The 18,757-nt window shown below is 49.8% G+C and carries 19 protein-coding genes; 7 read left to right on the forward strand and 12 right to left on the reverse strand.

Annotated features, from left to right (window positions below; translation table 11 throughout):
* Positions 1-73: 73 nt before the first annotated feature.
* From H8L47_RS13850 to H8L47_RS13860, 3 genes are all read right to left on the reverse strand, one after another.
* Positions 74-715: a response regulator transcription factor gene (locus tag H8L47_RS13850; RefSeq protein WP_186954193.1), complete on the reverse strand. Its 642-nt coding sequence runs from the start codon at positions 713-715 to the stop codon at positions 74-76.
* On the reverse strand, positions 712-2,079 hold the full coding sequence (locus H8L47_RS13855; protein ID WP_186954194.1) for a cache domain-containing protein: 1,368 nt from the start codon (positions 2,077-2,079) through the stop codon (positions 712-714). Before H8L47_RS13855 ends, H8L47_RS13850 begins: the two co-directional genes overlap by 4 nt.
* Before the next feature lie 158 nt (positions 2,080-2,237).
* On the reverse strand, positions 2,238-2,441 hold the full coding sequence (locus H8L47_RS13860) for a cold-shock protein (protein ID WP_162021162.1): 204 nt from the start codon (positions 2,439-2,441) through the stop codon (positions 2,238-2,240).
* 397 nt (positions 2,442-2,838) lie between these two features.
* On the opposite strand from H8L47_RS13860, the gene clpS reads away from it, so the two are divergent.
* The 3 genes from clpS to H8L47_RS13875 all read left to right on the forward strand — a co-directional run bounded on the left by clpS (position 2,839) and on the right by H8L47_RS13875 (position 5,799).
* Complete coding sequence (gene clpS, locus H8L47_RS13865) at positions 2,839-3,147, forward strand: ATP-dependent Clp protease adapter ClpS (RefSeq protein ID WP_110257372.1); 309 nt, start codon at positions 2,839-2,841, stop codon at positions 3,145-3,147.
* Positions 3,144-5,444 (forward strand): ATP-dependent Clp protease ATP-binding subunit ClpA, encoded by a 2,301-nt coding sequence (gene clpA, locus H8L47_RS13870; protein WP_186954195.1) that lies wholly within the window; start codon positions 3,144-3,146, stop codon positions 5,442-5,444. The genes clpS and clpA overlap by 4 nt, the downstream gene beginning before the upstream one ends.
* A gap of 76 nt (positions 5,445-5,520) precedes the next feature.
* Positions 5,521-5,799 (forward strand): hypothetical protein, encoded by a 279-nt coding sequence (locus H8L47_RS13875; protein WP_186954196.1) that lies wholly within the window; start codon positions 5,521-5,523, stop codon positions 5,797-5,799.
* A gap of 34 nt (positions 5,800-5,833) precedes the next feature.
* Here the strand turns inward: H8L47_RS13875 and H8L47_RS13880 are convergent, their stop codons facing one another.
* Together H8L47_RS13880 and H8L47_RS13885 are read right to left on the reverse strand one after the other, a co-directional pair.
* Complete coding sequence (locus H8L47_RS13880; RefSeq protein WP_186954197.1) at positions 5,834-6,238, reverse strand: OsmC family protein; 405 nt, start codon at positions 6,236-6,238, stop codon at positions 5,834-5,836.
* A gap of 9 nt (positions 6,239-6,247) precedes the next feature.
* A complete protein-coding gene (locus H8L47_RS13885) occupies positions 6,248-7,114 on the reverse strand; it encodes a pirin family protein (RefSeq protein ID WP_186954198.1) in 867 nt (288 codons plus the stop codon).
* Between the two features lie 288 nt (positions 7,115-7,402).
* Here H8L47_RS13885 and H8L47_RS13890 point away from each other — a divergent pair, with 288 nt between their 5' ends.
* Both H8L47_RS13890 and H8L47_RS13895 read left to right on the forward strand, forming a co-directional pair.
* Positions 7,403-7,927 (forward strand): NADPH-dependent FMN reductase, encoded by a 525-nt coding sequence (locus H8L47_RS13890; protein ID WP_186954199.1) that lies wholly within the window; start codon positions 7,403-7,405, stop codon positions 7,925-7,927.
* Between the two features lie 13 nt (positions 7,928-7,940).
* Positions 7,941-8,363, forward strand: coding sequence for a hypothetical protein (locus H8L47_RS13895; RefSeq protein ID WP_186954200.1), 423 nt, complete (start codon positions 7,941-7,943; stop codon positions 8,361-8,363).
* A gap of 2 nt (positions 8,364-8,365) precedes the next feature.
* Here H8L47_RS13895 and dut read toward each other — a convergent pair whose 3' ends face one another.
* The 7 genes from dut to H8L47_RS13925 all read right to left on the reverse strand — a co-directional run bounded on the left by dut (position 8,366) and on the right by H8L47_RS13925 (position 16,189).
* A complete protein-coding gene (dut, locus tag H8L47_RS13900) occupies positions 8,366-8,815 on the reverse strand; it encodes a dUTP diphosphatase (protein WP_186954201.1) in 450 nt (149 codons plus the stop codon).
* Positions 8,816-8,886: 71 nt separating this feature from the next.
* Positions 8,887-10,092, reverse strand: a complete 1,206-nt coding sequence (coaBC, locus tag H8L47_RS13905; RefSeq protein ID WP_186954294.1) for a bifunctional phosphopantothenoylcysteine decarboxylase/phosphopantothenate--cysteine ligase CoaBC — start codon at positions 10,090-10,092, stop codon at positions 8,887-8,889.
* Positions 10,093-10,110: 18 nt separating this feature from the next.
* Complete coding sequence (gene lspA, locus H8L47_RS13910; RefSeq protein ID WP_186954202.1) at positions 10,111-10,638, reverse strand: signal peptidase II; 528 nt, start codon at positions 10,636-10,638, stop codon at positions 10,111-10,113.
* 65 nt (positions 10,639-10,703) lie between these two features.
* On the reverse strand, positions 10,704-13,568 hold the full coding sequence (ileS, locus tag H8L47_RS13915; RefSeq protein WP_186954203.1) for an isoleucine--tRNA ligase: 2,865 nt from the start codon (positions 13,566-13,568) through the stop codon (positions 10,704-10,706).
* Between the two features lie 66 nt (positions 13,569-13,634).
* Positions 13,635-14,612 carry a bifunctional riboflavin kinase/FAD synthetase gene (locus H8L47_RS13920; protein ID WP_186954204.1) on the reverse strand — a complete coding sequence of 326 codons (978 nt, stop codon included), beginning with the start codon at positions 14,610-14,612 and terminating at the stop codon, positions 13,635-13,637.
* Between the two features lie 138 nt (positions 14,613-14,750).
* The gene (locus H8L47_RS29750; protein ID WP_230413734.1) at positions 14,751-14,966 is read right to left on the reverse strand and encodes a hypothetical protein; all 216 of its coding nucleotides are present in this window, start codon (positions 14,964-14,966) and stop codon (positions 14,751-14,753) included.
* Positions 14,967-15,040: 74 nt separating this feature from the next.
* The gene (locus H8L47_RS13925; RefSeq protein ID WP_186954205.1) at positions 15,041-16,189 is read right to left on the reverse strand and encodes a methyltransferase; all 1,149 of its coding nucleotides are present in this window, start codon (positions 16,187-16,189) and stop codon (positions 15,041-15,043) included.
* Between the two features lie 243 nt (positions 16,190-16,432).
* Here H8L47_RS13925 and H8L47_RS13930 point away from each other — a divergent pair, with 243 nt between their 5' ends.
* Complete coding sequence (locus H8L47_RS13930) at positions 16,433-18,220, forward strand: DUF885 domain-containing protein (protein ID WP_186954206.1); 1,788 nt, start codon at positions 16,433-16,435, stop codon at positions 18,218-18,220.
* Between the two features lie 33 nt (positions 18,221-18,253).
* Positions 18,254-18,751, forward strand: coding sequence for a protein-tyrosine phosphatase family protein (locus tag H8L47_RS13935; protein ID WP_186954207.1), 498 nt, complete (start codon positions 18,254-18,256; stop codon positions 18,749-18,751).
* The last annotated feature ends 6 nt before the right edge of the window (positions 18,752-18,757 follow it).

Consider the following 18,757-nt stretch of genomic DNA (forward strand, 5'->3'; position numbering starts at 1 on the left):
GCCAGTTTTGCCGATAATGACAAAGCCGACTTGCGTGTCGGCTTTGTCATTTCATGCTTTGCTGTCTGCTAAGTCAAACAATCACATTATTCAAAGCATAGCGTATCAAATCCGCCTGACCTTCAATATTCAGTTTGCGCTTGATATTGAGCCTGTGGGTTTCGACCGTCCTGACACTGAGGCCAAGATCTCTTGCAATATGCTTGTTGGATTTTCCTGTGGCGATGCAAGTCAGAATGGATTTTTCTCTTTGTGTCAGCGTCTGGCTGCTATCACTAATTGCTGATTGCTTCTTCAAGCCCGAGCTGAAATAGGTGCCGCCAGCCATGACAGTATCGATTGCTTCGATGATTTCTACCGCCGGTGCATCTTTGAGCACGTAAGCGCGTGCGCCTGCTTGCATGGATTGATTGACGTATTCTGTCTTCTCGTGCATAGACAGCATGATGACCGCAATATGCGGATATTCTGCCTTGAATCTCGCCGTCAGGCTGATGCCATTGCCTGTGCCAAGGTTGATATCCATCAGGATGAGGTTGACAGGCTTGCTGGCAGCGATCAGCAGGGCATCCTCTGCCGTACCTGCCTCGCCGGCGATGGTGATGCTGGCGATGGTTTCCAGCCTTGCCCTGAGCCCGTCCCTGACCAGGGGATGATCATCAACCAGCAATAGATGTACTTGTGCTGCTGGCCGGACCGGTATGTTCTCGGTCATTTTGTTTCTCCATTCGATAAGCTTGCGGTCACAGTTGTGCCATTGGTACTGGATTGTAATTCTAAACGGCCATTAATCGCAGCCAGACGTTCACGCATATTGCTCAAGCCTATACCTCTGTGCGGGTGGTTTGCTACCCCCTTGATATCAAAACCGCGCCCATCATCGGCGATGATCAGTTTGATTCCTTCTGCATCGCTGAGTAGTTGCAAATTAACATGTCTGACTTGCTCGGCGTGCTTGTGTATATTCGTCAAGGCTTCTTGCGCAACCCTGAACAGGACAGTATTACTGATTTCATCCAGTGACTGAAAGTCGCCGGCTGCATCAAAACTAACTGGCAAGCCGCTGGCATGTTCAAATTCATCGGCCAGATGTTCAAAAGCTGCCACCAGACCCAGGTCGTCCAGCAGGGCAGGGCGCAGATTGTGTGAGATGCGTCTGACTTCGCTGAGCGCTTCGTTGAGTTGGTCGGTGGCACGGGCGAATGACAGTTTTGCAGCCTCTGGGCCTGCTCCGGCCTGATGAAGTTTGACTTGTCCTGACTCTATCTGCAGCTTGACCGACACCAATAACTGGCTAAGGCCATCATGCAGGTCGCGCGACAGGCGCGCGCGCTCATCTTCCTGCGAGCTGACCACGCTCTGGGCCAATACTTTCAATTTGGCTTCAGCCAGCCTTGATTCACTGATATTCAGGGCCAGACCTGACAGGGCGATCAGCAGTGCACTGATAATCGCGATGCCTGCAATCCATGACATGGTGCTTTGTATGTTTTTTGCCACTTGTATATCAATTTTATTGAGGGCGTCATCAACGTCATCGAGATAAATGCCTGTACCCAGCATCCAGCCCCATTGTTCCAGTTTGACGACATAGCCAAGCTTGGGCATGACCTTGTGCATCGAGGGTTTTTCCCACATATAACGGATAGCACCACCGCCGGCCTTGGCTTTGTTGAGCAGATTTTGTATGGTCAGGCTGCCTTCGTGGTCAGTCATATTCCATAAATCTTTGCCGACCAGGTCGGGGCGGCGTGGATGCATGAGGTTCTTGCCCTCCATGTTGTAGATGTAAAAATAGCCATCGTCGCCGAAATCCAGGGCCGCCAATATTTTTTTTGCTTCTTCTTGCGTATTGGGGTTTTGTTGCTTGCTGTTGTAGAGATGGGCTATCGCTGCCGTGCCCAGCGTGACATAGTGCTTGAGTTCGGCTTCCTTACTGGACAGATAGGCTTGCTCTATGGTGCTTCTTTGTTGTTTTGCCAAAAACGTGGCTTGGTAAAATACTGCCATCGCAATACCGGAAAACGCCAACAGCAGTGGGGCAACTGCCAGGAAGATGATTTTTTGCCTGAGCTTCATTGAGAAAAAGTAAACCTGCGTTTTGACCAGGCATCTACTGTAGTCTTGATGGCGGTATAAGCGAAGTGTAAATTTGATGTGCAAGGATGAAAAGCACAAAAAAAACCCCGCAATTGCGGGGTTCTTTAAAAAACCAAAAATCAAAGAAGAATCAAAGATTAAGGGTTTTGAATGTTGGAAGCTTGCTTGCCTTTAGGGCCTTGCGTGACTTCGAACGTTACTTTTTGACCTTCTTTCAGGGTCTTGAAGCCGTTCATCTGGATTGCGGAAAAGTGGGCGAACAAATCCTCACCGCCGTCATCCGGAGTGATAAAGCCGAAACCTTTGGAATCATTGAACCACTTGACGGTACCTGTTGCCATAATGCATCTTTCAAATAGAAACTAATCACACGAGCCGTAAAAGCAAGAAACCTAGCACTATGCTACCTCCCCCTTGACCTGCTCACTTCATATTGACGATTTAATACTTTATTTGTCAATAAATATCATTCTTGGCGGAAAAAAAGCTAAAGTCAAGAAACTTCTGGTTACAAATGAAGTAGTTTTGCAGTACTGTTGTATTTTTACTTAATGACAAGAAAATACAGCGATATTTGATGTGAAGAAATAGTTTTGCTATTGAAACTTGATCTAAAGGAATTGATCACCATCTGCGAATAAAGCAGAAAGCGCGTAACATTGACCTGGGAGAGAATTAAGCCGTTTTTATTCGCTTATTATTTGTCTCTGAAATGAATCAACGTACTAGAATATACGTATGGGAAACAAGCAAGAAAACGGTACGATACTGGAACGTCAGGCGCAGAAGTTAAAACCGCCTTCCATGTATCAGGTAATTTTACTCAACGACGACTACACTCCTATGGAGTTTGTGGTGGCGATCGTTCAGGAATATTTTAATAAGGATCGTGAGACTGCAATGCAGATCATGCTCAAGGTGCACCGGGATGGCAAAGGGATATGTGGCGTCTATTCCAAGGATATTGCGCTGACCAAAGTGGAACTCGTTTTGACGCACGCTCGTAAGGCAGGACACCCCCTGCAATGTGTGATGGAGGAAGTATGATTGCGCAAGAACTGGAAGTTAGTCTGCATATGGCCTTTGTGGAGGCCAGGCAGGCTCGTTATGAATTCATCACGGTAGAGCACCTTTTGCTCGCCTTGCTGGATAACCCTTCTGCTGCGGAGGTCCTCAGGGCCTGCGCGGTCAATATTGAGGATTTGCGCAAAACCCTGGGTAATTTTATTACTGACAATACCCCCACCGTGCCTGGCACCAATGAGGTTGATACCCAGCCTACCCTTGGCTTCCAGCGGGTGATACAGCGCGCCATCATGCACGTTCAATCGGCATCGAATGGCAAAAAAGAAGTCACTGGCGCAAATGTGCTGGTCGCTATCTTCGGTGAAAAGGATTCGCATGCTGTGTATTATTTACATCAGCAGGGTGTAACACGCCTCGACGTGGTGAACTTCATTTCGCACGGTGTGCGTAAAGACAGCCACAACGAGCCGCAAAAATCACCTGAAGGCACGGAAGAAAATCAGGCAGAAGCACAAGCCAAGGAAAATCCGCTTGACCAGTTCACCCAAAATCTGAACAAGGCCGCTGCGGAAGGCAAGATAGATCCGCTGATCGGTCGCGACAATGAAGTTGAACGCGTGATTCAGATTCTGTGCCGTCGCCGCAAAAACAATCCCTTGCTGGTGGGTGAGGCTGGCGTTGGTAAAACAGCTATAGCTGAGGGACTGGCATGGCGTATCACACAAAGTGATGTCCCAGATATTTTGAATAATGCCGTGGTCTATTCTCTGGACATGGGTGCTTTGCTGGCAGGTACCAAATACCGTGGCGACTTTGAGTTGCGTCTCAAGGGGGTGCTCAAGCAGTTGAAAGACACACCTAACGGCATCTTGTTCATTGATGAAATTCATACCATCATCGGTGCTGGTTCAGCATCAGGTGGCACGCTGGATGCGTCCAATCTCTTGAAGCCAGCCTTGTCCAGTGGACAACTGAAGTGCATAGGTGCGACCACTTACACAGAATACCGTGGCGTCTTTGAAAAAGACCATGCACTGGCACGTCGCTTCCAGAAGATCGATGTCAACGAACCAACGGTTGAGCAAACTGTGCAAATTTTGCGCGGCTTGAAATCCAAGTTTGAAGAACATCACAACGTCAAGTATTCAGCATCTGCGCTGACGACAGCGGCAGAACTGTCTGCACGTTTCATCAATGACCGCCATTTGCCTGACAAGGCAATCGATGTGATTGACGAGGCGGGTGCTGCTCAGCGTATTTTGCCGAAGTCCAAGCAAAAGAAAACCATAGGCAAGGCTGATATCGAAGACATCATCTCGAAAATCGCCCGTATTCCGCCGCAGACTGTTAATCAGGATGACCGGAGCAAGCTGCAAACCATAGAGCGCGACTTGAAGAATGTGGTTTTTGGTCAGGAGCCTGCAATTGAAGCATTGGCATCATCTATCAAGATGGCCCGTGCTGGCCTAGGCAAGACTGACAAGCCTATCGGCTCCTTCCTGTTCTCTGGTCCTACTGGTGTTGGTAAAACCGAGGTCGCCAAGCAATTGGCCTTCACCCTGGGTATAGAGCTGATACGCTTCGACATGTCGGAATACATGGAGCGTCATGCTGTCAGCCGTCTGATCGGCGCGCCTCCTGGTTATGTCGGCTTTGATCAGGGTGGTTTGATGACTGAAGCCATCACCAAAAAACCGCATGCAGTGTTGTTGCTGGATGAGATAGAAAAAGCCCATCCTGATGTTTTTAACATCTTGTTGCAGGTGATGGATCATGGCACGTTAACAGATAACAACGGTCGCAAGGCAGATTTCCGCAATGTGATTATTATCATGACGACCAATGCGGGTGCTGAAAGTTTGCAAAAACGTTCTATCGGTTTCAACGACAGCAAAGAAGCTGGCGATGAAATGGCCGATATCAAACGGATGTTTACGCCTGAATTCCGTAACCGTCTGGATGCCATTATCAGCTTCCGCGCACTCGACGAAGAGATCATCTTGCGCGTGGTTGACAAGTTCCTCATGCAGCTTGAAGAGCAATTGCACGAGAAAAAAGTCGAAGCAACTTTCACTGATAATTTACGCAAGTTCCTTGGTAAAAAAGGATTTGATCCATTGATGGGCGCCCGTCCTATGGCGCGCTTGATACAGGATATGATACGTAAAGCCTTGGCGGATGAGCTCTTATTCGGTAAGCTGGTAACAGGCGGACGTGTCATCGTTGACCTTGATGATAAAGACCAGGTCAAACTGGAATTTTCTGAAGGCGATGCCAGCCCACCAGAGGCATCACAAGAGGTGGTCGAAGTAGATTAATCCACCCTTGTCTGCCCCGGCTCAGGCCGGGGTTTTTCGTTAATGGACGTATGTTTTTTGCGTGATGGAGACAAGTATGGCAGGCCTTACACTTCCCACATATGTACTTGAATATACAACCAAGACCATAGACGCAGTTCTGTCCCAGGCCGCCCTGGAAGGAAATGAAGTTGAGGTTGATGTCTACGAACGTAGCGATGTCAGCAAAAAGCATGTTGCCTCAGGCAAGCGTATGAAAGGGGATGGCGATATGTTTCGCGTCTCTGTGACTACGGGTGCCGGTTCGCATAGCGATGACTGGAGCTACACTATCTTGCGTGAATCAGCAGGACGCAGCCGCAAAATGAAGAAATAGCAAAAAGCCCGGATCCTGTCCGGGCTTTTGTCTGTTAGCCTGCGCTGGTTTCTATGATGGGCGAGCTGGTGATGGTTTTGTGCACCGGGCATTTTGCTGCGATGGCAATGAGTCTGGCTCGTTGCTCTTCAGTCAAGTCTGCTCCATGCAGGACAACTTGTTTCTTGAATATGTCTTGGGTGCCCTCTTTGTGATGCGTCAATTTGACTTCAACCTTGTCTAGCGGCCATTCATGCTGCTTGGCATACCAGCGCACTGTCATGGCTGTGCATTCCCCTAGTGCTGCTGTTAATAAATCAAAAGGGGCGGGGCCAAGATTGCCGCCACCGGCATCTATTGGCTCGTCACCTTTGATCGTATGGCCGGAGACATTGATGTCAACGGCATAAGTGTTTTCGCCAGTTTCGACGACATGAGCGGAGATGGTTTGATCTGACATTGTGTTTTCCTATTCGGGTAATGGAATGAATTCATCGTCGCCGTTGACCTTGGCAAAGCGTCCAGTCTTCCAGTCAACTTTTGCCTGCTCTATGCGGGCTTCTGAAGTGGATACAAAATTCCAAAAAATATAGCGTTGCTCTGGTAGGTTTGCACCGCCCAGCAACACCAGATGGGCGTCACTGGTTGCAGTAATCATTACATCAGCGCCCTCTGCAAAGACTGGCATGGTGCGTTCCTGCACAACTTCTTCGTCTACGCGTACTTCGCCTGAAATAAGGTATAAAGCGCGCTCTGCATATTCGGCAGGTACTTGCAATTGCGTACCGGCTGGCATTTTTGCCTCGACATAAAAAAGTGGGCTAAAGATTTTGACTGGCGCCGTATGTCCATAGGCCGTGCCTGCGATTAGCTTGAGTGCTACCTCGCCAATTTCAAATACGGGCAGGCTTTTTGCTGGGTGATGGTGAAATTCCGGCTCTACTTCTTCAAACTCTTTGGGCAGGGCTACCCAGCTTTGCAAACCATGCACAGTGCGAGTCTGGGAGCGTTGCGCATCGCTATTGCGCTCTGAATGAGTGATGCCACGACCCGCAGTCATCCAGTTGACATCACCCGCAAGTATTTCCTGTTCGGTGCCCAAGCTATCTCGATGGAGCATGCCACCTTCAAACAGATAGGTAACGGTAGCCAGGCCTATGTGCGGGTGTGGCCTGACATCCATGCCTTGTCCGGCTGTGAAATGCGCTGGTCCCATATGGTCCAGGAATATAAAGGGGCCGACCAGATGGCGTTTGGCAAACGGCAAAATTCGGCCTACGGTAAAACCGCCCAGATCCTTCATGCGGGAGGGTATGGTCAGGCTGATAAGGCTCATGATGGTCTTTCTATGAAGATTTTTGCAGAGTTTGCATGACTTCTGAAAGGGTTCAGAATGTCTCACATTTTTGCTTCTGCGTGATTGTTCGGCATCGCTATTTTGGTGATGCAGTCTGGTCAATATTTTAATCCAGATTAATGATTCAGGTTTTGCTCTGCCCATATGAGTCTTGTTGCCAGGAATGACAAGGATTTTGATTTACAATGCCGCCAAGAGATTGTTAGTACAAAATCTGAATCTGAATCTGAATCTGAATTTTTGAATTTTTGAATTAAGGACATTACGATGAAATTACTCGCTTTCGCTGCAAGTACCAGCAAAAAATCCATCAACAAGCAACTCGTGACTTATGCTGCGAGCCTGCTTACAGACGCTACTGTAGACGTGCTGGATTTGAATGATTATGAACTGCCATTGTTCAGTGTGGATAAAGAAGCCGAATTGGGAAAACCTGCGCTGGCTCAGGCTTTTCTGGACAAAATTGCGGCCAGCGATGCGATACTGATTTCCTTTGCTGAACACAATGGCTCCTACAGTGCTGCCTATAAAAACTTGTTTGACTGGTGCTCACGCGCCAATGCCAAGGTTTTCCAGGGAAAACCCATGGTCATGCTATCGACTTCTCCTGGTGCACGTGGTGGTGCCAGTGTGCTGGCCGCTGCTACGGGATCTGCGCCCTTCTTTGGCGGGGAAGTGAAGGCCAGTTTGTCAGTGCCGACCTTTTATGAAAATTTTGATGTGGAAAAGCAGGAATTGAAGAACGAGGAATTGAAAGCTAAATTGCTAGCAGCGTTGGCCAGCCTTGCCTGATTGATTCCTGTGCATGTTTGAGCAGGTTTACCGCCATACTAGGAAAATAATTGCCGCCATCTATGCAGTGATGGCGGCATTGCTAATATGGGCGGGCACGCTGCCGGACGGGTATATGATTCATGTGCGAAAAATCATTGAGGTGCAACCATATCCTGTCTGGCCAGTGCTGCTTGAATTACTAATCCTGGCTGTGCTCTATATGATGTTTGCATGGGCTCTAAGCTCGAATTTATGGGAGCGGGTCTGGAAATTGTTGGTTTGCCTGACAATAGACATCATCGTTAGCTTACTCATTGTCATAACGATGATGCATGCTCCGACATACCATGCATTTTTTCTGTTTTCCGTTTTCTTGCTGACACTATTCGTGTTGCTGGCACTGTTATTACTTAGCGTGCTGGGGTTGAATAATAAATTGGCCAGCAAGAGATAAATTTAATGTTTGCCTGTGCTCCCAAACCCACCTTCGCCACGCTCACTCTGTCCAAACTCGTCGACGATATTAAAGCCAACTTGCAGCACAGGCACGATGATTAGTTGTGCCAGTCTTTCCATGGGCTGGAGAGTGAATTCTGCCTGGCCGCGGTTCCAGGTTGATATCATCAGTTGGCCCTGGTAGTCAGAGTCAATCAGGCCAACCAGGTTACCGAGGACGATGCCGTTTTTATGGCCCATGCCACTACGTGGCAAGATCATGGCAGCATAGCCAGGGTCAGCGATGTGGATCGCCAGGCCGGTAGGGATCAGGACTGTCTGGCCGGGTTGCAGGGTAATGGAGGCGTCTATGCAGGCGCGCAGGTCGAGGCCAGCGCTGCCGGGCGTGCCATACGATGGCAGGAAGTCCTTCATACGGCTGTCGAGGATTTTTAGGTCTATGTTTTTCATCGTATTGTGCAAAAAAATGAACAAATAAATAATGCTCAAAGAGACCAGGCTCTTTGAGCTGAATGGAAGATTTACATCAGGCTGGTGCGCAGCGCGATTTCTGCCACCAGTTGCAGAGCCAGGGTTTGCTTGTCGGCGCGTGGCAGAATAGTGTGACCATGTACGTCAAACAGCACCAGCTCATTATCATCCTTGCCAAAGGTGTTATGACCGATATTGCCAACCAGCAACGGGACATTTTTCTTTTGGCGCTTGGCAGAACCATATTGCAAAAGATTTTCTGACTCGGCAGCAAAGCCTACGCAGTAAGGTGGATTCGGCATGGCTGTTACGGTCGCCAGAATGTCAGGGTTTTGTGCAAATTGCAATTGCGGCATATCATTGTCGCCGGTTTTCTTCAGCTTCTGTTCGCTTGCATTGGCGACGCGCCAGTCAGCGACGGCTGCCACGGCAACAAATACTTCCTGTTTTTGCTGTTTCAATTGCGCCATTACGGCATCATGCATTTGCTGGGCAGTCTGCACGTGGATACGACGTACGCCATAAGGTGCTTCGAGTGCGGTCGGACCAGACACCAGGGTGACAATGGCACCTGCTTCCCAGGCGGCCTGGGCAATTGCGTAGCCCATCTTGCCGGACGACAGATTGGTGATCCCGCGTACCGGGTCTATCGGTTCAAAGGTGGGGCCAGCGGTGATCAATACGTGCTTGCCTGCCAGTGTTTTTGCATGGAATGCTGCTATGATTTCTGCCAGCAATTGATCCGGTTCCAACATGCGGCCCAAGCCGGTTTCGCCACAAGCCTGGTCACCCGCAGCAGGCCCCATGAGTTGTATGCCGTCGGCCAGAATTTGTTGCACATTGCGCTGGGTGGCTGGGTTTTGCCACATTTCCACATTCATGGCTGGTGCTATCAGCAAAGGCAGGTTGGCAGGGCGGGCGATGCACAAAGTGGACAGCAAATCATTGCAGGCACCATGCGCCAGCTTGAAGATAAAGTCTGTGCTGCAGGGCGCAATCACGATGGCATCTGCATCCCGTGTCAGGTCTATGTGCGGCATATTATTATGTATGCGCGCATCCCATTGGTCGGTGTAGACAGTATTGCCAGACAGGGCCTGCATGGTTACAGGCGTAATAAAGTGGGTGGCAGATTCTGTCATCACCACCTGCACATTGGCACCAGCCTTGCCCAATGCCCGTGTCAGTTCTGCAATCTTGTAGCAGGCCACGCCACCGGTCAGGCCCAGAACGATCTTTTTACCAGCCAGTCGCAGACTCATGGTGCTGTTCCTTTATTTTTTGACTCGACGCAATTCATCCAGGATGAATAATGCCGCACCCAGACAAATGGCGCTGTCAGCGATGTTGAAGGCCGGGAAGTGATAAATTTCCTTGTAATGAAAATCAAGAAAATCGATGACATGACCATACATCACCCGGTCGATAACATTGCCGAGAGCACCGCCCATGATCAGAGACAAGGCAGTACAAAACAGCTTTTGACCTGCGTGGCGTACTAACAGATAAGTGATATAAGCCGCTGCAATCAGACCGATGGCTGTGAAGAAATATCGCTGCCAACCTGATTCTGCTGCCAGGAAACTGAAAGCAGCACCCTTGTTGTACACCAGGGTCAGGTTGAAAAAAGAAGTGATACTAAGCGTTTCGGCATAGGAAAAAGCCTTGCTGACGGTAATTTTGCTCACCTGGTCCAGCAAAATAACGATGGCGGCAAAGCCCAGCCAAAGTACCAGAGCTGAGCTGGAAGCAGAAGAACCAGAAGAGCTGCCAGAGGCATTGCTACGTTTTTTGGTTGCCATGGATGGTGAAGTGTTATTGAGATGCAATGAGTGAGGCTCAGGGTAGAGCCTCACCAGATTTAAAATCAGGCAAAGCGGCGTGCTTCGCCAGCACCGAACAGATTGCTGACACAACGGCCACACAGTCCAGGGTGCTCTGGATTGCTACCTACATCCGCACGATAATGCCAGCAACGCTCGCATTTTTCATATTTGGATGGAGTAACGACCACGGTTTCTTCCGCTTCACTATTTACCTGTTCCACACCTGCTGCTGAGGTGATCAGGGTGAATTTCAAGTCCTCGGCAAAGCTGTTCAGGACATCAAATTTGCTGCCGCTGGCCTTGATCGTCACTTCTGCCTGCAAGGATGAACCTATGCCACCGGCAACGCGTACTTCTTCGAGTTGCTTGGTAACATCTGTACGCACTGCACGCAGCGCTGCGTACTTGGCCAGCAAGGCTTCTGCATCAGCAATCTCAGGCAAGCTGTAATAAGTTTGCGTGAAGATGGTTTCGTCGCTGTCTTTGTACGCATCAGCAGCGGCAAAGAATTGCCAGGCTTCTTCTGCAGTGAAAGACAACATTGGTGCCATCAGGCGCAACAAGGATTGCGTGATATGCCAGATTGCAGTTTGCGCAGAACGGCGCGCATGCGAAGTCGTGCCGCTGGTGTACAGGCGGTCTTTCAGGATGTCGAGGTAGAAACCACCCAGATCTTCTGAACAGAATGACTGCAATTTGCTGACCACAGGATGGAATTCAAACCCATCAAAATGTGCCAGGATATCTTTTTGCAATGCCGCCATGTTGGCGATGGCATAGCGGTCTATTTCCAGCAATTCATTGATCGCAACAGCATCTTTTGCCGCATCAAAATCAGAAGTGTTGGCCAGCAAGAAGCGCAAGGTGTTGCGGATACGGCGATAGGCTTCCGTCACACGTTTCAGGATTTCGTCAGAGATGGACAGTTCACCTGAATAATCAGACGACGCTACCCACAGACGCAGGATGTCAGCGCCAAGTGTGTCGAATACCTTTTGAGGAGCTACTACATTGCCCTTGGATTTAGACATTTTTTCACCGTTGCCATCGACCACAAAACCATGCGTGAGCAAGGCTTTATATGGCGCACAACCATTGAGCATGCTGGATGTGAGCAGTGATGAGTGGAACCAGCCACGATGTTGGTCCGAGCCCTCCAGATAGAGGTCGGCAGGAAAGGCGGATTGCTCTTTGTGCGAATAACGTAGGACAGTTTGATGCGTCGTTCCAGAATCAAACCATACGTCCAGCGTATCGCGGTTTTTGACATACATGGCAGCTTCATCACCAAGTAAATCAGCAACTTCGATTTTTTGCCAGGCTTCTATGCCTTCTTTTTCTATGCGCAGGGCGATTTGTTCCAGCAATTCTGGTGTGCGCGGATGCAATTGACCAGTCTCCTTATGCAGGAAGAAAGCCATAGGCACGCCCCATTGACGCTGACGCGACAAAGTCCAGTCAGGACGGTTAGCGATCATGCCATGCAAACGCGCCTTGCCCCATGCCGGGAAGAAGGCAGTGTCATCGATGGCTTTCAATGCTGTCTGGCGCAAGTTGTCACCACCCGCTTTCGGGGTATTGTCCATGCTGGCAAACCATTGTGACGTGGCGCGATAGATGATAGGCGTCTTATGACGCCAGCAATGCATATAACTATGCTCAAACATCTTGAACGAGAACAGGGTACCCGCTTCGCGCAGCTTGTCGCAGATAGGCTTGGATGCTTCCCAGATTGTCATGCCGGCAAAAAATGGCAGGCTGGATGCAAATTTACCGTCACCCATCACTGGGGCGATGATCTCATCATCCTTCATGCCATGCGCTTTGCATGACTGGAAATCTTCGATACCGTAGGCTGGCGCAGAGTGGACCACGCCAGTACCGGTTTCTGTACTGACATATTCACCCAGATAAACTGGAGAAAAGCGGTCATAGCCCGCATCCAGTGTTGACAGGGGATGTTTGAATTTGATTTCAGATAAATCAGCACCCAGGCAAGTAGCGATGACTTCACCGGTCAAACCATAATTGGTCAGGCTGGCGTCAACCAGGTCCTTTGCCAGGATTAGCAGGATGCCTTCACCTTCGCGCTGGGTCTTGACCAGTGCGTAAGTGATTTCCGGGTGCATGTTCAGCGCCTGGTTGGACGGGATGGTCCATGGCGTTGTGGTCCAGATGACGCAATAGCCTGTATCAAACGGCAGCTTGTCCAGCTTGAATGCAGCGGCCAGTTTGTCATGTTCAGCAAACGGGAAACCGACATCGATGGAGGGATCGCGTTTGTTTTCGTATTCGACTTCAGCTTCCGCCAGGGCCGAGCCGCAGTCAAAACACCAGTTCACCGGCTTCAGGCCGCGATAGACATAACCTTTTTCCAGTAGTTTGCCGAGCGCGCGCAATTCTTCGGCCTCATTGCCAAAGGCCATGGTCTTGTAGGGATTATCCCATTCACCCAGAACACCCAAACGGATGAAGTCAGCCTTTTGTTTTTCTATCTGTTCATTCGCATACACGCGTGCCTTGGCATGCACTTCGGCCACTGGCAGGTTTTTGCCAAACAGTTTTTCAACCTGGATTTCGATAGGCATGCCGTGGCAATCCCAGCCTGGTACATACGGTGCGTCAAAACCAGCCATGGTGCGGGCCTTGATGATCATGTCTTTCAGTACTTTGTTAACAGCGTGACCGATATGGATATCACCATTCGCATACGGTGGGCCGTCATGCAGGATGAATTTCGGGCGACCGGCGGATGCCTTGCGCACGCGCTCATAGATTTTCTTGTCTTGCCATTCCTTGATCCACTTGGGTTCACGCTTGGCCAGATCGCCGCGCATAGGGAAGGTGGTTTCGGTCATGTTGACCGGGTATTTACTGGCAGTTTTTGCCGCTTTGTTTTCAGACATAATGGGTTTTCTATTTTTAAAATCGGGATGAAGTCACAAGCAATCACAACAAACAAAGTGTGAGCTTCAAATTCGGTCAGTGGCAGAGCGAGCCGGACGGTGGCTGTCGGCGAAATAAGCACGAGCCTGTTCAGCATCCTTGTTGATCGCTGCGGTCAGGGTTGGCAAGTCTATGTATTTTTCTTCGTCGCGCAGCTTCTTCAGGAACTCTATCTGCACGACTTTACCGTAAGCGTGGCCGCTGTAATCAAATACATGGGTTTCCAGCAGCACGCGGCCGCTGTCATCGACTGTAGGGCGTACACCGAGGCTGGCAACGGCGGGCAAGGGCTGTTCTGCCAGGCCATGTACCTGCACGATGAAGATGCCATTCAGGGCAGGGCGGTGATGCGCAATGCGCAGGTTCAGTGTAGGAAAACCTATCGTGCGTCCCAGCTTCTGGCCATGTACTACATGACCGGAAATACGGTAAGGGTGGCCGAGCAAGGCTTCTGCGTCATCAAAATGACCATTTGCCAATGCCAGGCGCACGGCAGATGAAGAAATACGCACGCCCTTGTTTTGCACTGAAGGCAGGGTTTCTACCGTAAAGCCAAAGCGCTGTCCTGCTTCAGTCAGGGTGGAGATGTCTCCGGCACGTTTGGCACCAAAGCGAAAATCTTCACCGACCATGACCCATTTCACATGCAGGCCATCAACCAGCACTTTTTCGATGAAATCTTGTGGCGACAAAGCGGCAAACTGGGCATTGAAATGCTCAACGATCACCCGGTCAACACCAGCAGCCTTTAGCGACGCCATGTTGTCGCGCAAATTGGCAATGCGGGTAGGTGCTTTCGACAAGTCACCCATCATTTGCGCAAAAAATGCACGCGGATGTGGTTCAAATGTCATTACGGCAGCTTCTATGTCCAGACGTGTGGCGGCATCCCGCAAACGGGCGAGCAAAGTCTGATGGCCCAGATGTACGCCATCAAAATTGCCTATCGCCAGCGCACAGGGTGCACGGGAGGCTGCATTTGGAAGTCCGCGAAATACCTTCATTGTTTCCAGAAAACTGCTGCAAAGCCGTAGATTATAAATGCTTTCGTCTGGCAATAGACCTGATCTGAGGTGGAAATGCAAATTTCACAAGGGATTAACTTGCGAAATCATCCCATTTCTCAGCATTTGACGTATGAATCAATGATGATGTGACCACAAAACATCATTGGAGCTCAGGTAAGATTGAACAGCTTCCTTATTGCCAGTCGCATGTTTCATGATTTCGCCGCAGCTGCAAATACCTTGATAAGGCTGGATGTGCGAGCAGGCAGAGACTTTTTGCAGGAAAACCTGAACAGATTTGCTGCAGTTTTTGCATTTAAAGGTCAGTATGCGGGCGGGTTTGTTGATCATGATGCTAATTTTCTAAACAGTTATTCAATTCAAGTGACCAGAATTTTGATAGACGCTGGTCACCTATACAGATGCTATTTTAATTTTAAACGCCACAATGAAGTAACTTCTTTGACGCGGGCCGCATGCAAGGGATCGTTTTCATCCGTAGATTTTGGATGGCGCGGTTTGATATCCACCTTGCCAGCTACCGTCAGGCCACCAGCTTCTATCCAGCCTTGTAATTCAGCAGCAGTGCGCAGGCCCAGATGCTCAGCAAAATCTGACATGATCAGCCAGGCTTCGCCTTGAGGTTCGAGGTGATCTGCCACACCAGCCAGAAATCCGCGCAACATGCGGCTGTCGGGATCATACACGGCATATTCTATAGGTGAGTTGGGGCGTGCTGGCAACCATGGTGGGTTACAAACGATCAGCGGCGCACGACCAGGCGGGAAAAGATCTGCCTGCAATAATTCAATTTGGTCGGACAAACCCAGTCTGTCCACATTTTCACGGGCGCAGGCGAGGGCGCGCAGGTCTTGGTCAGTTGCCACAACTTTTTTGACGCCGCGTTTCACCAGCAAGGCTGACAGCACGCCAGTACCCACACCGATATCAAAAGCCAGTGTTGTTGATGGCAGTGGTGCTTTTGCCAGCAAGTCTATGTATTCGCCGCGTACAGGGGAGAACACGCCATAGTAGGGGTGGATTTTTGCACCAAGAGCAGCAATCTCAACACCATTCTTGCGCCATTCGTGCGCACCTATCAAGCCCAGCAATTCACGCAGGGAGGCCACAAAGGCAGTGCTTGGTTCGCCATAGACTTCGCGGCAGGCTTGCGTTACATCTGGGGCACGACGCAGAGTAATACGGTAGTCAGCTTCAAAGGGGACCAAGACCATGGCCAGCACACGTGCTCTTTGCGATTGTGCCTGGCGGTGCAGGTTGAATGCTTCTTTTGCTGATTCTGGTACTTTGGCTTTCTTGCTGGCCTTGGCTGGCTTTTTATCAATGCGACGAGCCAGCGCCTGCAAGAGTTGTTTTGCATTGTGATAATCGCCACGCCATAGCAGGGCGGTGCCTTCGCAGGCCAGCTTATAGGCGGTTTCCACATTCATGCGGTCATCGGCAATTTGCACGCGTTTGGGTGCCGGTGCACCACTCTCGGAATGCCAGCGGCATGAGCGCGCTTCGTCGTTTTCTATCCAGTGCAATTGCAGAGCGGGATTGGGGGTGATCATATTTTTCTTTTGTGGTAAGAGCAGGGCAGTCTGGCCCCTGCCAAGGCTGGAGTGTAACAAATAAATGTGGCGCGTTGAGCTTTAAGGCCAGATCGGCAGTATTCAAGTAGTGATTCGATCACTGGTTTCCCGTTGGCTGCGCTTTTTGGATCATTCGAGCCATTAAACAAAAATACATGTGACCATGTCCATCTTATGTTAACCTCATGCCTCTTAATATATTAAGCCTGCGAGACACCAACCATGCCCATCCCTTTTCGTTCTGTCATTATTGCCACTTTACTGTCTTCTTTGGTGCTGGTAGCACCTGTTAGCATGTCCGCCACTGCCACCCCTGTAGCTGCAAATAAAAAAGCTGATCAGGGTTTTGCCCAGGTAAAGACAGCTTTCCTCGCTGCATTGTGGCAACAAGACCCGGACATGGCGATGGCCGCAGGCCGTTACCAGGATGCCAACAAGCTGGTCTTGCCAAATCAGGCGACCCGCGATGCCTATGTTGCTTTTGCCGATAACTGGCTGGCCCAATTGGGGAAGGTGAATGCCGACGCTTTATCTGCAAAAGAACAGACTGACCTGGCCTTGATACGCAACTACCTGAATGGTGCACGCTGGTATCTGACGCAATTCCGTGAATTTGAATGGAACCCAACCCAGCATAATATTGCGGGCAGCTTTGATGCCATTCTCAATACCGATTTTGCCCCAAAAGCAAAAAGGGTGCTGGCAGCGATTCAGCGACTGCAAGCCGTACCTGCATATTATGCAGCGGCCAAAGCCATTATTAAAAATCCCACGCCTGAGCATACCCGTCTGGCGATCAAACAAAGTGCCGGTGCCATCACAGTATTGGCAGGTCTGGAAAAGGCAGCCGCACAAGAGAAGCTTGCAGTCAAAGACAAGCAAGCGCTGGAAGACGGCTTGAAAAACGCACGTGCTGCCATCAATGACTATGTGCAATTTCTTGTGGGCCTGGAAAAGACACTCGATCCGGCAACCGCCCGCTCTTTTCGCATAGGCAAGGATTTGTATGAAGGCAAATTCTCAGCTGATATCCAGACATCCCTGACAGCAGAACAAATTTACCAGCGCGCATTGACAGCCAGGGAAGAAGCGCACAATAACATGGAAAAACTGGCCGACCAGTTGTGGGATAAAATCATGGGCGCGCAAGCCAAGCCAGCTGATCGCGTCAAGAAAATTGCCATGGTCATCGATAAGCTGTCAGACAAACATGTAGCAGCAAAGGACTTGTACCCGGAAATCCGCAAGCAAATACCGCAACTGGAAAAATGGATACGCGACCATGATCTGGTCAGCCTGGATCTCAAAAAGCCTCTGGTCGTCCGTGAAACTCCAGAATATCAACGCGGTATCAGCGTCGCTTCGATAGAAGCACCGGGCATTTTCAGGCCCAACGATAAAACCTATTACAACGTCACACCTTTTGATGGCCAGCCAGCAGAACAAATTGAAAGCACTTTGCGTGAATACAATCACTGGGTTTTGCAGATATTGAATATTCATGAAGCCATTCCTGGCCATTACACTCAATTGCAACATGCGAACAAATCACCGTCAGTGATCAAGACCCTGTTTGGCAATGGTGCCATGATAGAAGGCTGGGCCGTGTATAGCGAACGCATGATGCTGGAGTCGGGCTACGGTGATAACACACCAGAGATGTGGCTTATGTATTACAAATGGAACTTGCGCGCTGTCTGCAATACCATTCTCGATTATCAGGTGCATGTACTTGGCATGACAGAATCAGAAGCCAAAGACTTCCTGATGAACCAAGCCTTCCAGACCAAGGCAGAAGCCGATGGCAAGTGGTTGCGTGTGCAATATACATCTGTGCAACTCACCAGCTATTTCAGCGGCTATAGCGAGATACTGGAATTCCGCGAGCAGCTGAAAAAGCAGCAGGGCGACAAGTTCAAACTCAAGCAATTTCATGAGCAATTCCTTAGCTATGGTAGTGCGCCTGTGGGGATGATCAAGAAGCTGATGTTGAAAGACGCAACGAAATAAAAACTGAGCTATTCCAATTAAAAATTTCTATTCATGCGCCCCGATATTTACAAAGTCACTCAGATCGGTCAAGGCTTCCTTGCCGTGATGGCTAAACCCGTTGCGGGCGAATGGATAGAAGATGAATTTCGCGGGATTGCGCAATTCGGTATAGATCGGCTGGTCTCCTTAATGGAGGCACATGAAATTCGCGAACTGGGTTTGCAAACTGCGCCTGACTTATGTGGAGCAAATCAGATCGATTTTGTGCATTTTCCCATCAAGGACAGGGGTCTGCCTTCTTCTTTTTCTGCCACGCAGAAATTGGTGACGCAACTGTATGATGACATACTCAAGGGGGATAATACTGTCGTTCATTGCCGTGCGGGGATAGGGCGGACTGGCTTGCTTGCTTCAGCAATCTTGATCCGACATGGACTGGATGCCGTCGCAGCGTTGGCAACGGTCAGCAAAGCGCGCGGCATTGTGGTTCCCGATACCGATGAACAAATTGATTGGCTGAAGAAGCATCAGATCGCCCTGCGCACCTGAATCTCA

The sequence above is a fragment of the Undibacterium umbellatum genome (genome assembly GCF_014284125.1).
GTDB lineage: Bacteria > Pseudomonadota > Gammaproteobacteria > Burkholderiales > Burkholderiaceae_D > Undibacterium > Undibacterium umbellatum.